At 32.2% G+C, this 15,431-nt stretch carries 14 protein-coding genes; 10 read left to right on the forward strand and 4 right to left on the reverse strand.

Annotated elements, in window-relative coordinates:
• Nucleotides 1-38 precede the first annotated feature (38 nt).
• Nucleotides 39-1,577 (reverse strand): sodium/proline symporter PutP, encoded by a 1,539-nt coding sequence (gene putP, locus SBL15_RS10335; protein ID WP_107611671.1) that lies wholly within the window; start codon nucleotides 1,575-1,577, stop codon nucleotides 39-41.
• 465 nt (nucleotides 1,578-2,042) lie between these two features.
• On the opposite strand from putP, the gene gatC reads away from it, so the two are divergent.
• From gatC to dinB, 7 genes are all read left to right on the forward strand, one after another.
• A complete protein-coding gene (gene gatC / locus SBL15_RS10340) occupies nucleotides 2,043-2,345 on the forward strand; it encodes an Asp-tRNA(Asn)/Glu-tRNA(Gln) amidotransferase subunit GatC (protein WP_011275356.1) in 303 nt (100 codons plus the stop codon).
• Nucleotide 2,346: 1 nt separating this feature from the next.
• On the forward strand, nucleotides 2,347-3,804 hold the full coding sequence (gatA, locus tag SBL15_RS10345; RefSeq protein ID WP_011275357.1) for an Asp-tRNA(Asn)/Glu-tRNA(Gln) amidotransferase subunit GatA: 1,458 nt from the start codon (nucleotides 2,347-2,349) through the stop codon (nucleotides 3,802-3,804).
• Between the two features lie 12 nt (nucleotides 3,805-3,816).
• Nucleotides 3,817-5,244 (forward strand): Asp-tRNA(Asn)/Glu-tRNA(Gln) amidotransferase subunit GatB, encoded by a 1,428-nt coding sequence (gatB, locus tag SBL15_RS10350; protein WP_107612167.1) that lies wholly within the window; start codon nucleotides 3,817-3,819, stop codon nucleotides 5,242-5,244.
• A gap of 248 nt (nucleotides 5,245-5,492) precedes the next feature.
• Nucleotides 5,493-6,485: a diacylglycerol kinase gene (locus SBL15_RS10355; protein WP_037537988.1), complete on the forward strand. Its 993-nt coding sequence runs from the start codon at nucleotides 5,493-5,495 to the stop codon at nucleotides 6,483-6,485.
• 101 nt (nucleotides 6,486-6,586) lie between these two features.
• On the forward strand, nucleotides 6,587-7,951 hold the full coding sequence (gene rlmD / locus SBL15_RS10360) for a 23S rRNA (uracil(1939)-C(5))-methyltransferase RlmD (RefSeq protein WP_317955923.1): 1,365 nt from the start codon (nucleotides 6,587-6,589) through the stop codon (nucleotides 7,949-7,951).
• A gap of 127 nt (nucleotides 7,952-8,078) precedes the next feature.
• On the forward strand, nucleotides 8,079-8,627 hold the full coding sequence (locus SBL15_RS10365) for a DUF3267 domain-containing protein (RefSeq protein WP_037537985.1): 549 nt from the start codon (nucleotides 8,079-8,081) through the stop codon (nucleotides 8,625-8,627).
• 114 nt (nucleotides 8,628-8,741) lie between these two features.
• A complete protein-coding gene (gene dinB, locus SBL15_RS10370) occupies nucleotides 8,742-9,812 on the forward strand; it encodes a DNA polymerase IV (protein WP_317955925.1) in 1,071 nt (356 codons plus the stop codon).
• A gap of 61 nt (nucleotides 9,813-9,873) precedes the next feature.
• Here the strand turns inward: dinB and SBL15_RS10375 are convergent, their stop codons facing one another.
• The gene (locus SBL15_RS10375; RefSeq protein ID WP_037537979.1) at nucleotides 9,874-10,425 is read right to left on the reverse strand and encodes a 3'-5' exonuclease; all 552 of its coding nucleotides are present in this window, start codon (nucleotides 10,423-10,425) and stop codon (nucleotides 9,874-9,876) included.
• A 254-nt stretch (nucleotides 10,426-10,679) separates the two neighbouring features.
• Nucleotides 10,680-11,180 carry an H-type ferritin FtnA gene (gene ftnA, locus SBL15_RS10380; protein ID WP_011275365.1) on the reverse strand — a complete coding sequence of 167 codons (501 nt, stop codon included), beginning with the start codon at nucleotides 11,178-11,180 and terminating at the stop codon, nucleotides 10,680-10,682.
• A gap of 196 nt (nucleotides 11,181-11,376) precedes the next feature.
• On the opposite strand from ftnA, the gene SBL15_RS10385 reads away from it, so the two are divergent.
• A complete protein-coding gene (locus SBL15_RS10385; RefSeq protein ID WP_107612163.1) occupies nucleotides 11,377-12,687 on the forward strand; it encodes a Mur ligase family protein in 1,311 nt (436 codons plus the stop codon).
• Nucleotides 12,688-12,689: 2 nt separating this feature from the next.
• Entirely contained in the window at nucleotides 12,690-13,406 is a 717-nt protein-coding gene (locus SBL15_RS10390; protein ID WP_107612162.1) for a type 1 glutamine amidotransferase, read from the forward strand.
• Between the two features lie 64 nt (nucleotides 13,407-13,470).
• Here the strand turns inward: SBL15_RS10390 and SBL15_RS10395 are convergent, their stop codons facing one another.
• Complete coding sequence (locus SBL15_RS10395; protein ID WP_053017429.1) at nucleotides 13,471-14,460, reverse strand: FUSC family protein; 990 nt, start codon at nucleotides 14,458-14,460, stop codon at nucleotides 13,471-13,473.
• Between the two features lie 151 nt (nucleotides 14,461-14,611).
• Between SBL15_RS10395 and map the strand changes: the two genes are divergently transcribed.
• The gene (map, locus tag SBL15_RS10400) at nucleotides 14,612-15,364 is read left to right on the forward strand and encodes a type I methionyl aminopeptidase (RefSeq protein ID WP_011275369.1); all 753 of its coding nucleotides are present in this window, start codon (nucleotides 14,612-14,614) and stop codon (nucleotides 15,362-15,364) included.
• The last annotated feature ends 67 nt before the right edge of the window (nucleotides 15,365-15,431 follow it).

Genomic DNA, 15,431 nt, shown 5'->3' on the forward strand with positions numbered 1-15,431 from the left:
CTACAAGTTGGGTTATCCGTAGTTTTTGTTTAATATTATTATTTTTCACGAACAATAGATTTAACTTTTTCAATATCTCTTTCAACAAAGTCACCTGGATGTTGAGTCAATAAACTCACTACATATGTAACGATGACACTAACGATGAATCCTGGAATAATTTCATACATTCCGAAAATTTCATTTATACTCGCTAAAGGTTTAATCCAAGCAATCCATATAATTACCACAAGGGCACCTGCTACCATACCGCTGATAGCACCAGTTCGTGTTAGCTTCTTCCAATAAAGTGAGAATAATACTAATGGACTGAAAGAAGCTCCAAAGCCGGCCCATGCGTTACCAACTAAGTTAAGAATTGTATCATTAGGAGACCAAGCAATCGCAATTGCTACAATTGCCACAACTAATACCGACAATCTACCAACTAACACGAATTCTTTTTGATGTGTTTTCGCACGCTCTTCACCACGTATTAATTTATAAAAGTCTTCAGTTAAAGAACTTGATGTTACTAATAGTTGTGAAGAGATTGTGCTCATGATAGCTGCAAGAATGGCAGCCAATAAGAACCCACCTACTAAAGGATGAAATAGAATTTGACTCATAATGATGAATAGTGTCTCAGGATCATCCATCTTAATATGATTATCTGGAATGAATGCGATACCCGTTAATCCTACGCCAACAGCACCAAGTAAACCTACAGTCATCCAACTTATACCTAAACGGTGAGCTTTAGGTAGCATTTTATGTGATTTTATAGACATAAATCTAACGATGATATGAGGTTGTCCAAAATAACCTAGACCCCATGCAAATAATGAAACAATGCCCAGGAAAGTTGTCCCTCTAAATAAATCCATATTTGTTGGCTTCATTTCAGCAACTCGAGAAAACGTATCCCATCCATTAAGTTGTAACATTGCAACAATAGGGACCATAACCATTGCAATTAACATGATTACACCTTGGAAGAAATCAGTTATAGATACAGCTAAATATCCTCCGAAGAAAGTATAAGCGATAACGATAACTGCAACTAAAATTAATCCAAAATGATAATTTAGTCCAAAGGCACTTTCAAATAGTTTACCACCTGATACAAACCCAGAGTGCGTATATAGAGTAAAGAATATAACTATTATTAAACCAGAAATGATTTTAATAATATTTTCTTTATCATTAAGTCGATTTTTGAAGAAATCAGGAAGGGTGATTGCATCACCTGCCACTTCAGTATAAACTCTCAACCTTGGTGCAACGACTAGATAGTTAACATATGCACCTAATGTGAGACCAATTGTTATCCATATTGCTGATAAACCAGTACTATAGACTGAACCTGGTAGCCCCATTATCATCCAGCCACTCATATCTGATGCACCTGCAGATAAAGCTGTGATATATGGTCCGATACTACGTCCACCAAGCATATATTCACTTAAATTACCTGTAGCTTGTTTGTAGCCATAATATCCAATGATAAGTAAAATAATAAAATAAATCGCAATCATTATGTATGTTTGCCAACTGGTATTAACTTGACTAGGCAAGCTTGCTCCTAAAATAAGCATAAAGAAATACCCCCTTTTTTTATATGATGTAAAGACTTAGATGACTTATAAACATTTGTAAATTTCAATTACATGAGTATGTAACTTTTTTAAATAATTTAGTTACATGTAATATTATACAATGTAGTGAATGGTTTAGAGAAGTATAAATTTTAATTTTTGAAAAGAAAAACACTTTCAAAGCACAATGGTAAGCGTTTTCAAAATGTAATAATTTTTATTGATTTTATTATACGTAATATGCATATTAAAGATTATAAATATTTTTGATATATAATTTAGGTCAGTATTTTCGTTAAATTAATAATTGAGTTACATTATTTAAAAAACATTTATTAATTACTTACCTATGAATTAATCATCAATAATGACATGAAGTTATGTTGTCTCAATAAATATTTAGATTTTTAAGTGAAAATTTGATACAATTTTATGATGAATGAGTAATAAGGAGGCTTTTAATAAATGACTAAAGTTACACGTGAAGAGGTTGAACATATAGCACATTTAGCAAGACTTCAAATTTCTGAAGAAGAAACTGAAGAAATGGCTAATACACTTGAAAGTATCTTAGATTTTGCTAAACAAAATGACACAGCAGATACAGAAGGTATTGAACCAACTTATCATGTATTAGATTTACAAAATGTGTTACGTGATGATGAAGCAATCGAGGGCATTCCTCAAGAACTTGCATTAAAAAATGCTAAAGAGACAGAAAATGGTCAATTTAAAGTACCAGCTATCATGAATGAGGAGGAAGCTTAAGATGAGTATTCGTTATGAATCAGTTGAAAAATTATCAGAAATGATTAAAAACAATGAGATTAAGCCTTCAGAAGTTGTCAAAGACATCTATGATGCAATTGAAGAAACGGATCCTACTATTAAATCATTTTTAGCACTAGATAAAGATAATGCTATTAAAAAAGCAAAAGAATTAGATGAATTACAAGCAAAAGGCCAAATGGAAGGTAAATTGTTTGGTATTCCTATGGGAATTAAGGACAACATCATTACTAAAGATGTGGAAACAACATGTGCTAGTAAGATGTTAGAAGGTTTTGTTCCAATCTATGAATCTACTGTAATGAACAAATTACATGATGAAAATGCGATACTAATCGGTAAACTCAACATGGATGAATTTGCTATGGGTGGTTCTACTGAAACATCATATTTCAAACAAACTGTTAACCCATTCGATCATACAGCTGTACCAGGTGGTTCGTCAGGTGGTTCAGCAGCAGCAGTTGCTGCAGGTTTAGTACCATTCAGTCTAGGTTCAGATACTGGTGGTTCAATTCGACAACCAGCAGCATATTGTGGTGTAGTGGGTATGAAACCAACTTACGGACGTGTATCACGTTTCGGTTTAGTTGCTTTTGCATCTTCATTAGACCAAATTGGTCCAATCACTAGAAATGTTAAAGATAACGCTATCGTTCTAGAGACAATTTCAGGCGTTGATAGAAATGATTCTACAAGTGCACCAGTTGAAGATGTTGACTTTACTTCAGAAATTGGTAAAGACATTAAAGGCTTAAAAGTTGCTTTACCAAAAGAATATTTAGGTGAAGGTATCAATGAAGATGTTAAAGAAGCTGTTAAGAATGCAGTTGAAACACTTAAATCTTTAGGTGCAGAAGTTGATGAAGTATCACTTCCAAATACGAAATATGGTATTCCATCATATTATGTTATCGCGTCATCAGAAGCATCAGCGAACTTAGCTCGCTTTGATGGTATTCGCTATGGCTACCATTCAAAAGAAGCGCAATCATTAGAAGAATTATATAAAATGTCTAGATCAGAAGGATTTGGTGCTGAAGTTAAGCGTCGTATCTTCTTAGGTACATTTGCATTAAGTTCTGGTTATTATGATGCTTACTATAAAAAATCACAAAAAGTTAGAACATTAATCAAAAATGACTTTGATAAAGTTTTTGAAAACTATGATGTTGTTGTAGGTCCAACTGCACCAACTACTGCGTTTAACTTAGGTGATGAAATCGATGATCCTTTAACTATGTATGCTAATGACTTATTAACTACACCTGTTAACTTAGCTGGTTTACCAGGTATTTCTGTTCCTTGTGGGCAATCAAACGGTAGACCAATTGGCTTACAATTTATCGGTAAACCTTTTGATGAAAAGACGTTATATCGTGTGGCATATCAATATGAAACACAATTCAATTTACATGACGCATATGAAAAATTATAAGGAGTGGAAATAATGCATTTTGAAACAGTTATCGGACTTGAAGTTCACGTTGAGCTAAAAACAGACTCAAAAATGTTCTCTCCATCACCAGCACATTTTGGAGCTGAACCTAACTCAAATACAAATGTTATTGATTTAGCATATCCTGGTGTATTACCGGTTGTTAATAGACGTGCTGTAGACTGGGCTATGCGTGCATCAATGGCTTTAAATATGGATATCGCTACAAATTCTAAATTTGACCGTAAAAACTATTTCTATCCAGATAATCCTAAAGCTTATCAAATTTCTCAATTTGATCAACCAATTGGGGAAAATGGTTATATTGATATTGAAGTAGATGGTGAAACAAAACGTATCGGAATTACACGTCTTCACATGGAAGAAGATGCTGGTAAATCAACACATAAAGATGGATACTCTTTAGTAGACTTAAACCGTCAAGGTACACCATTAATTGAAATTGTATCTGAACCAGATATTAGATCTCCTAAAGAAGCTTATGCTTACTTAGAAAAATTACGTTCAATTATTCAATATACAGGTGTATCAGACTGTAAAATGGAAGAAGGCTCATTACGTTGTGATGCCAATATTTCATTACGTCCTTATGGACAAGAAGAATTTGGTACAAAAACTGAATTGAAAAACCTAAATTCATTTAACTATGTTAGAAAAGGTTTAGAGTACGAAGAAAAACGCCAAGAAGAAGAATTATTAAACGGTGGTACAATTGGACAAGAGACACGTCGCTTTGATGAATCAACTGGTAAAACAATTCTTATGCGTGTTAAAGAAGGCTCAGATGACTATCGTTACTTCCCTGAACCTGACATTGTACCTTTATACGTAGATGAAGAATGGAAAGAGCGTGTACGTCAAACAATCCCTGAATTACCAGATGAGCGTAAAGCTAAATATGTAAATGATTTAGGTTTACCTGAATACGATGCGCACGTATTAACACTTACTAAAGAAATGTCTGATTTCTTTGAAGGTGCTATTGAAAAAGGTGCAGACGTTAAGTTAACTTCAAACTGGTTAATGGGTGGCGTTAATGAATATTTAAATAAAAACCAAGTTGAGTTACAAGATACTAAATTAACACCAGAAAACCTTGCTGGTATGATTAAACTTATTGAAGATGGTACGATGAGTAGTAAAATTGCTAAAAAAGTTTTCCCAGAATTAGCTGAAAATGGTGGCGATGCTAAACAAATCATGAAAGATAAAGGTTTAGTTCAAATTTCTGATGAAGCTACTTTAACTAAATTCGTCACTGAAGCTTTAGATAATAATCCTCAATCTGTTGAAGATTATAAAAATGGTAAAGGGAAAGCAATGGGCTTCCTAGTTGGTCAAATTATGAAAGCATCTAAAGGCCAAGCTAATCCTCAAAAAGTAAACCAAATATTAAAACAAGAATTAGATAAACGTTAATTAAAGATTTAAACATAATGAATTAAAGCATCATTTAAGGTTTGTTTCCTATCATGGTTAGGGAACAAGCCTTTTAATTTTGGTGTTTGGTGTTTTTAGTTCAATTATTTTTAATGTTATAACTGCTATGATTATTTAATTGTAAATAGTGTAATAAATGTATTTTAAAGATTATTGATTTAAATACTTCCAACTCTCCTATAAATCATTTAATATAAGAATATGTATAAAAAGATGAGGGATAATTTATGAGAAAACGTGCAAGAATCATTTATAATCCAACTTCTGGAAAGGAACTTTTTAAAAGAACTTTACCAGATGTTTTAATTAAATTAGAACGTGCCGGTTATGAGACTAGTGCTTATGCAACTGAACGTGAAGGCGATGCCACGCTTGAAGCTGAACGTGCACTAAAAAGAGATTATGATATCATTATAGCAGCTGGTGGAGATGGCACACTTAATGAAGTTGTTAATGGCATAGCTGAACAACCCAATCGCCCTAAATTAGGTATCATCCCTATGGGGACAGTGAATGATTTCGGTAGAGCCTTACACTTACCAAGTGATATTATGGGTGCTGTTGATGTTATTATTGATGATCACACGACTAAAGTGGATATAGGAAAAATGAATAATCGTTATTTCATCAATCTAGCAGCTGGTGGTCAATTAACTCAAGTTTCTTATGAGACGCCAAGTCGATTAAAATCAATTGTAGGTCCCTTTGCGTATTACATTAAAGGATTTGAAATGTTACCTCAAATGAAAGCTGTAGATTTGCGTATAGAATATGATAATCAAGTTTTTCAAGGAGAGGCATTATTATTCTTATTGGGACTGACAAACTCAATGGCAGGATTTGAGAAATTAGTTCCTGATGCTAAGTTAGACGACGGGCATTTCACATTAATTATTGTAGAAAAGGCTAACCTTGCTGAACTAGGGCACATCATGACTTTAGCATCTCGTGGAGAACACATTAAACATCCAAAAGTTATTTATGAGAAAGCTAAATCAATTAATATCTCATCCTTTACTGAAATGCAACTGAATGTAGATGGTGAATATGGTGGTAAATTACCAGCTAATTTCTTGAATTTAAAAAGACATATCGAAGTATGTACGCCAAAAGATATATACAATGAGGAATTAACTGAAGATCAACAAGTTGAAGATGGCATTATTGAAGAGAAGCCATCGAATGAAGAAATTATAAAAAACAATGAAATATCAGAATAAATTATACAGTTGAAGAGGTTGAGCAATAGTTTTGATGTCTTAGGTATGAAAACAAAACCAAGATTAAACTACTCTAACCTCTTTTTATGTGGGGTGAAATAATGGAAACCATAAATAAAAATGAAATAAAACAAGGTAACGTTGTTGATTTAACACATGAAGGGCATGGAGTCATTAAAATCGACCGTTATCCGATATTTGTGCCAAATGCGTTAATTGGTGAAATGATTAAATATAAAATTATAAAAGTGAAGAAAAATTTTGCTATTGGTAAACTTCTTCAAGTTATTAAATCAAGTGAGCAACGCGTGGAACCGCCATGTAAATACTATTGGAAGTGTGGTGGTTGTCAATTGCAACACATGACGTATGATGCCCAATTGGCTATGAAGCAGTCACAAGTTACCAACTTATTCCATAGAAAAGCACAATTTAGCAATACAATCATTAACAAAACTATCGGTATGGATCATCCCTGGCATTACAGAAATAAATCACAGTTGCCAATTGGTAAAGATAGAGAAGGAAAAGCAATTATGGGATATTATCGACAAAGAAGTCACGATATTATCGATATGGATAGTTGCTTAATCCAAGATGATATACATCAAGATATTATGAACCACGTCAAACAATATATTATTGATTACGATATTAGTGTTTATAATGAGAGTACAAAAAAAGGACTTTTAAGACATTTAGTTATTCGCACAGGCTATTATTCTGATGATATGATGGTCGTTTTTGTAACAAATGGTAAAAATTTCCAGCAAGCTTCAATTTTAGTTGAAAAACTGAAAGAAACTTTTCCTAACATAACTAGCATTAAACAAAATATTAATAATAGTCATTCCAATGTTATTATGGGGGAACAGTCTGTAACGCTATATGGCAAAGATAAGATTGCTGATCAACTTAGTGACACTACATTTAAAATAAGTGATCAATCATTCTATCAAATAAATTCTTCTCAGACTGAAAAATTATATCAGAAAGCTATAGAGTATGCGCAATTGACAGGTGAAGAAACAGTTCTTGATACATATTGCGGTATTGGTACGATAGGTTTATATATGGCGCCAGTAGCGAAACATGTTTATGGAGTTGAGATCGTGCCGTCAGCGATTAAAGATGCACAACAAAATGCGACTTTAAATGGATTTGAAAATACAACTTTTGTCTGTGGAAAAGCAGAAGAAGTCATTATAAAATGGAAACAACAAGGTATCAAACCAGATGTTGTTATGGTAGATCCCCCGAGAAAAGGGTGCGATGAAACTTTCTTACAAACGTTGCTCAAACTAAATTCTAAGCGTATTGTCTACATTTCTTGTAATCCATCTACGCAACAAAGAGATGCTCAGATATTAGATTCACAATATGAATTGCAAGAAATTACACCAGTCGATATGTTTCCTCAAACAACACATGTAGAGACAGTTGCATTATTTGAAAGAAAATCTTAAACGTGAAATTTTAATACAAATATTAAGAAATGGTTACAGAGCATTAAATCTTATAAAAAAGGTTTTTTTCTCAACATCGACTGTGTATACTATGGTTGAAAATTAACAGAGATTGGAGGTCATTATTGTGCAGAAAATTGATTTTTCTCCAAATAGAATCAACTTACCTAAATTTATGGCAACTCAATTAGTAGTGATTTTATTTATGATAGTGTTTACTTATAAATGGGCATTTATGTTTACAACCATTCATGAACAAACATTTTTAGCTAACTTATTATATGGTATTTTAGGTTTTATAGTTATTTTAGGACTACATGAACTGATTCATAGAATTTCATTTTTTATCTGTTCAAAAGGAGAACAGCCTCATTTTAAATATAAAAAGGGTTTTTTATTAGTACATATTTCCAAAAAATATTTTAATAAATGGCAATTTTGCACAATAATGCTAGCTCCAATGTTTATATTAACAGGAGTATTAATGTTTATTTTCAGTATTTACGCATACTCCTCAATTATTATTATGTTAAGTATACATTTTGGATATTGCTTAATTGATTTATATTTAGTAGGTATTACATTTACTAATAAATTTGAATATGTACATCCATCAGATGAAGGTTTAATTATGTATCATCAACGACCTATACAAGCTAATAACGAATTTGAATAAATAGTGAGTCTCAATATAATTATTTATGTGCACATTTCATGAGATTTGTTGCTAGTCACATTATAATTATATTGAGGCTTATTTTATTTAGTTTATTTTAAAAGAGGTGAGACGATGGCCGAAAGAAGGATAATTCATATAGATATGGATTACTTTTTTGCACAAGTAGAAATGCGAGATAACCCTAAATTAAAAGGTAAACCTGTAATTGTAGGTGGTAAGGCAAGTACTCGTGGTGTGGTTTCTACTGCTTCTTACGAGGCTAGAAAATATGGGGTTCATTCTGCAATGCCAATGTCTCAAGCGCATAAATTATGTCCTAATGGATATTATGTAAGAGCAAGATTTGACGCTTATAGAGAAGCCTCTGCCGTGATTATGTCTATATTTAAAAGTTATACAGATATTGTAGAACCAATGTCATTGGATGAAGCGTATTTAGATATTACTCACCTTGTTAGACCTGACTTGTCTGCATCCAAAATCGCAACGTTTATTCGACGCGACATATTTGAACAAACTGGTTTAACTTCTTCGGCAGGTGTATCTTATAATAAATTTTTAGCAAAATTAGCAAGTGGTATGAATAAGCCTAATGGCATGAAGGTTATCGATTATAATAATGTAAACGATATTTTAATGAATCTTGATATTGGTGACTTTCCAGGTGTGGGTAAAGCATTGAAAAAAGTCATGCATAACCATGATATATATACAGGTAAAGATTTGTATGATAAAACTGAATTTGAATTAATACGTTGGTTCGGAAAAAGAGGTCGTGGCTTATATCTTAAAGCGCGAGGAATTGATCATAGTGAAGTAAAAGCAACGAGAGTACGTAAATCCGTGGGTACTGAACGAACATTTTCAACTGATGTGAATGATGATGAAGAAATTTTACAAAAAATATGGGAACTATCTGGCAAGACAGCAGAACGTTTATCCAAGTTACAAAAATCAGGTAGTACCGTAACAGTTAAATTAAAAACTTATCAATATGAAACATTTTCTAAGCAAAGAAGTTTGAGAGAGGCAGTAAGTAGAGATATTGATATATATAATGTAGCTTATGATTTATATAATGATTTGAAGGATCCTGATGTTCCAATAAGGTTAATCGGTGTAACGGTTGGCAATTTAGAACAGTCAACATATGAGAATATGACGATTTATGATTTTATATAAAGATAAAGGTTCATGATGACTTTAGCAATTAAACTAAACCAGTAATTGCAATTCATGTGGGTTAACCTTTATCTTTTAAATTTTTGCCATAAATTTGGAGCATACTTTGTAAATTGTCATAGTGTTTTAATAATCTAAACGTAATCATTGCACATGCTTTAGCATCGTTGAGTGCATCATGATGACCGTGAAAGTCTAATTTATAATGTTTCATTAAATGTTTTAGTCCGTAACGATATGCATCAATTGTACGTTTAGCAAGTTGATATGAACAGAAGTAAATCATGGAGGGTGTTTCTATATTTAACTGTTTTAAACTTTGATGTAGTACATTCATATCAAAAGCAGCATTATGAGCAACAACAGGTAAATTATCAATAAATTGCATCATATAGGGGAATACATATTCAAAACTAGGAGCATCATTTACGTCTTCAGGTGTAATACCGTGAACCTCAATATTTGTCTGAGAGAAATAATCAAAAGGGTTAACTAAAGTATAAAAAGATTCCACAATCTCATTGTTAACTACTTTGACCATACCTACAGAGCAAATACTTGTACGTTTACCGTTTGCAGTTTCGAAGTCTAATGCAATAAAGGCATTTTCCATTCCTAACACTGTCCTTTCAAGTATTGATTCTTTTATTTTAGCTAAAAATATAAATATAATTCCAGAATGTTGCATTCTTAAAATAAAAAAGAGTGGAAATGAATTCATTTCGAATTCATTATCCACTCCAGTAATATTTATGAGTCTTATGAATAACTAGCATTATACCTTTTTGTGCATGTTAGTTACTTACATGTACTAGGCAAGTACTAAAAATCATTTGTCTCAATCATAATTAAACCATGAGATAAAAGTTATTCTTCATCAAATGAACGAGCTGCTAATTCTTTTTCATATAAATATAAAGTATTGCAGTCATCGCCAATACGGTTTAAATAATCAATATGTGTTTCAAATGTTGATTCTTCTTCAACTTGCTCATCTAAGAACCAGTTTAAGAAAGAAATCGTAGCATAGTCTTTATCTTTTTGAGCTATTTCAGATAAATTGTAAAAACGACGAGTAACATCTTGTTCCTGTGCTAATCCATCTTTAAATGTTTCAAGGATAGATTTAAATTCAGTTTTAGGCGCTGGTATTGATTTAAATTCAGCATGTTCACCACGATCGTTGATATAATCATAGATTTTTTTACCGTGGAAACGTTCTTCTTTAGCTTGTTGGATATAGAAGTTAGCGAAACCTTCATATGAAGCATCATCGCAATAAGCTGCCATTGCCATATAAGCATGAGCTGCGAAATATTCATGGTTCATTTGATCATTAAGTGCTTCTAACAAGTCTTTACTTAGCATAATTAAGTCACCTCTATTTAAGATTTTGTAATTGATTTTGTCTTTGTTCATTAAGAGTATAACAAATCTATTCTCATTAGTAAATAATAATTATTATAATCTAGAATGTAACTTGTTATTTTTAATTGAGAATGTTTTTTTGTTATACCCTTTACGTGTTATAATTATTCAAGTGATTTATATGAGGAGGAAGCACATGAGACAATGGACTGCAACGCACTTAGCGAAATTGGCTCGTAAGGCTAGTATCGCTGCTGGGAAGAAAGGTACAGATTTACCTGGACAAGTTGCCCGCAAAGTGGATCAAAATATATTAAGAAAATTAGCTGCACAAGTAGATGACATCGTTTTTATTAGTGGGACTAATGGTAAAACGACTACATCTAATCTTATAGGACATACATTAAAAGCAAATCATATTGAAATTATACATAATAATGAAGGTGCTAATATGGCAGCAGGTATCACATCTGCCTTTATCATGCAGAGCACTAAAAATACTAAAGTAGCGGTTATTGAAATCGATGAAGGATCTATTCCTCGAGTTTTAAAAGAAGTCACTCCATCAATGATGATATTTACTAATTTCTTCCGTGATCAAATGGATCGCTTTGGCGAAATAGATATAATGGTAAATAATATAGCTAAGTCAATTAGTAATAAAGGAATTAAATTGTTACTCAATGCAGATGATCCTTTTGTAAGTCGACTTAAAATAGCTAGTGACTCTATCATTTATTATGGTATGAAAGCACACGCGCATGAGTTTGAGCAAAGTACTATGAATGAGAGTAAGTATTGCCCAAATTGTGGCAAATTATTAGCATACGATTACATTCATTATAATCAAATCGGTCATTACCATTGTTCATGTGGATTCAAACGTGAATTACCTAAATATGAAGTTTCATCATTCACAGTATCACCGTTCTTAGCATTAAATATAAATGAAACAACATTTAACATGAAAATTGCCGGAGACTTCAACGCTTATAATGCACTAGCAGCCTATACTGTGTTGAGAGAATTAGGGCTCAATGATGAGTCTATTCGAATTGGTTTCGAATCATATACTTCAGATAATGGTCGTATGCAATATTTCAAGCTTGATCATAAAGAAGCTATGATTAATTTAGCTAAGAATCCTGCAGGTATGAATGCTAGTTTATCAGTAGGAGAACAGTTAGAAGGTAAAAAAGTATATGTCATTAGTCTAAATGATAATGCTGCTGATGGTCGTGATACTTCTTGGATTTATGATGCCGATTTCGAGAAATTAAGCGAACAAAATATTGAAACGATCATTGTTACAGGGACTCGAGCTGAAGAATTACAATTACGTCTGAAATTAGCCGAAGTAAATGTTCCAATTATACTTGAAAAAGATATTTATAAAGCAACTGCAATGACAATGAATTATGAAGGTTTCACGGTAGCTATTCCTAACTACACATCTTTATCTCCAATGTTAGAACAACTTAATCGTACATTTAAAGGAGGGCAATAAATATGAATGAATTAACCGTTTATCATTTTATGTCAGATAAATTAAATTTATATAGTGATATAGGAAATATTATTGCGCTCAAACAAAGAGCAAAGAAACGTGGTATTCAATTAAATGTAGTAGAAGTTAACCAAACTGAAGGTGTGACGCTTGATAATTGTGATATCTTCTTTATCGGCGGTGGCAGTGATAGAGAACAAAGTATTGCTACTAAGGAATTAAGTAAGATAAAGACTACACTTAAAAATGCTATTGAAGATGGTATGCCAGGATTAACGATTTGTGGTGGTTATCAATTTTTAGGAACAAAATATATTACGCCTGATGGAACTGAACTTGAAGGTTTAGGTATCTTAGATTTCTATACTGAGTCACGAACTGAACGATTAACTGGTGATATAGTAATCGAGAGTGACACATTTGGAACGATAGTTGGCTTCGAGAATCATGGTGGTCGAACACATCATAATTTTGGTACGTTAGGACACGTTACGGTTGGTTACGGTAATAATGATGATGATAAACAAGAAGGTATTCACTATAAAAATTTATTAGGAACATATTTACATGGACCTATCCTTCCAAAGAATCATGAACTGACTGATTATTTATTAGAAAAAGCCTGCGAACGTAAAGGTATACCTTTTGAACCTAAACAATTAGATAACACTGAAGAAGAAGCGGCTAAACGAGTTATTATAGAAAGATCAAAAAAATAACAAATATAATAAACAATTAAAAATGACGTACCGGATCTATAGAAATTTTCCAGTACGTCATTTTTTATTTGTCATTATATCTACTATCTAATAATTTATAGATTAGAAGTATTTCATAAATGACATGACTTTTGATTTGATTCTGATCAAATTCTTCTAAGCGTTTGACAGAAGATTTAAGTGTTGATGCAGATGAACGGTGAGGCTCAAAATGATTGCTTTTGATAATATTATTGACGCTATTACTAATTTTAATAATAGCTATTTTTTCCTCAGGCGTAAAAACTAAATGTATGTGCTTAGGTAAATATATAATATTTGATAGGTGAGTAGCCAGTAATCTATCGATATAGGAACGGTTCGAAATATTTTTTAATCGTTTCCATTCATCTTCTTTGTTTTTATGATAACGTAATTCGTCTTTTTGATAGCCGGTTAAAGTTTCAGTCTTGTTTATTACACCCATCAACTTATTTAAAAGATCATTACTATGATCAGAATCAAATTTTCCTAATAATAATTCGTTACATCTTGAAGAGAACAACTCATACATTTTATATTCGGATTGTGTTAAATTATCTTCAATTTGCTGATAATATTTAGGAGGCAGAACTATAAAATTGACCAATCCTGCTGTAACCAAACCGATTAATGCAGTTAATAATCTTGAAAAAAAGTTGAATAAATAGGCGTCGTGTATGCCAGGTATCATGGCAACCGATGTTAACACCGCAACAGTAGTACCAACTTGTAAGTTTAATTTAGTGCAAACTAAGATAGTAAAAAGTGCACTGAACGTATACGTTAAAGCCGATTGGTCACCAAAAATAAAAGTAAAAAGTACAGCAAATAATGCACCAATAACCGTTGCGGGCAATCTTCTATAACCTTTTTTTAATGATGCCTTTGCAGTAGGTTCGATAGTTACAATAGCAGTTAATATAGCGAAGATTGGAGTGAGATCAAGCATCAAACAAAATAGCGATGTTAAAAAGGTTGCTAAGCCAGTTTTGATTGTTCTCGCTCCTATAATTTTCTTGTACCATTTATCCATATGATAAATCCTCTCGTTGTACGAAAATAACAATTATAATTTTATCTTTTAAACAGAAATTATTTTGCGCTTCATTTTTTGTATATTTAGTATATCAAAATTTTTTTGGTATAATAAGATGTAATCACAATTTAAAAAGGAACGGGATATTATGATTGTAAAAACAGAAGAAGAATTACAAGCCTTAAAAGAGATAGGTTACATTTGTGCTAAGGTTAGAGATACTATGCAAGAAGCTACTAAACCAGGTATTACAACTAAAGAATTAGACAATATAGCTAAAGATTTATTTGAAGAACATGGTGCTATTTCAGCACCTATTCATGATGAGAATTTCCCTGGACAAACATGTATAAGTGTTAATGAAGAAGTAGCGCATGGTATTCCTGGCAAACGAATCATTCGTGAAGGAGATTTAGTTAATATTGATGTATCAGCCTTAAAAAATGGTTATTACGCTGATACAGGTATTTCTTTTGTTGTGGGCGAAGCAAGTGACCCACTTAAACAAAAAGTATGTGATGTTGCACTAATGGCATTTGAAAATGCAATGGCAAAAGTTAAACCAGGAACTAAATTAAGTAATATCGGTAAAGCAGTACATGCAACAGCACGTCAAAATGATTTAACTGTCATTAAAAATCTAACTGGGCATGGTGTAGGTCAATCACTACATGAGGCGCCTAACCATGTTATGAACTATTATGACCCTAAAGATAAAACTTTACTTAAAGAAGGGGTTGTAATTGCAGTAGAGCCATTTATTTCTTCTAAAGCAACTTTTGTAACAGAAGGTAAAAACGAATGGGCCTTCGAAACTAGAGATAAAAGTTTTGTCGCTCAAATCGAACATACGGTTATCGTTACTAAAGATGGACCATTATTAACTACAAAAATTGATTAATTTCATATTTAATTACTTTTAATTAAAAATTCGATATATATAAATTAACCAGTAAATGAGATGACAA

The sequence above is a fragment of the Staphylococcus sp. NWU MKU2 genome (assembly GCF_033283605.1).
Classification (GTDB): Bacteria; Bacillota; Bacilli; order Staphylococcales; family Staphylococcaceae; genus Staphylococcus; species Staphylococcus haemolyticus.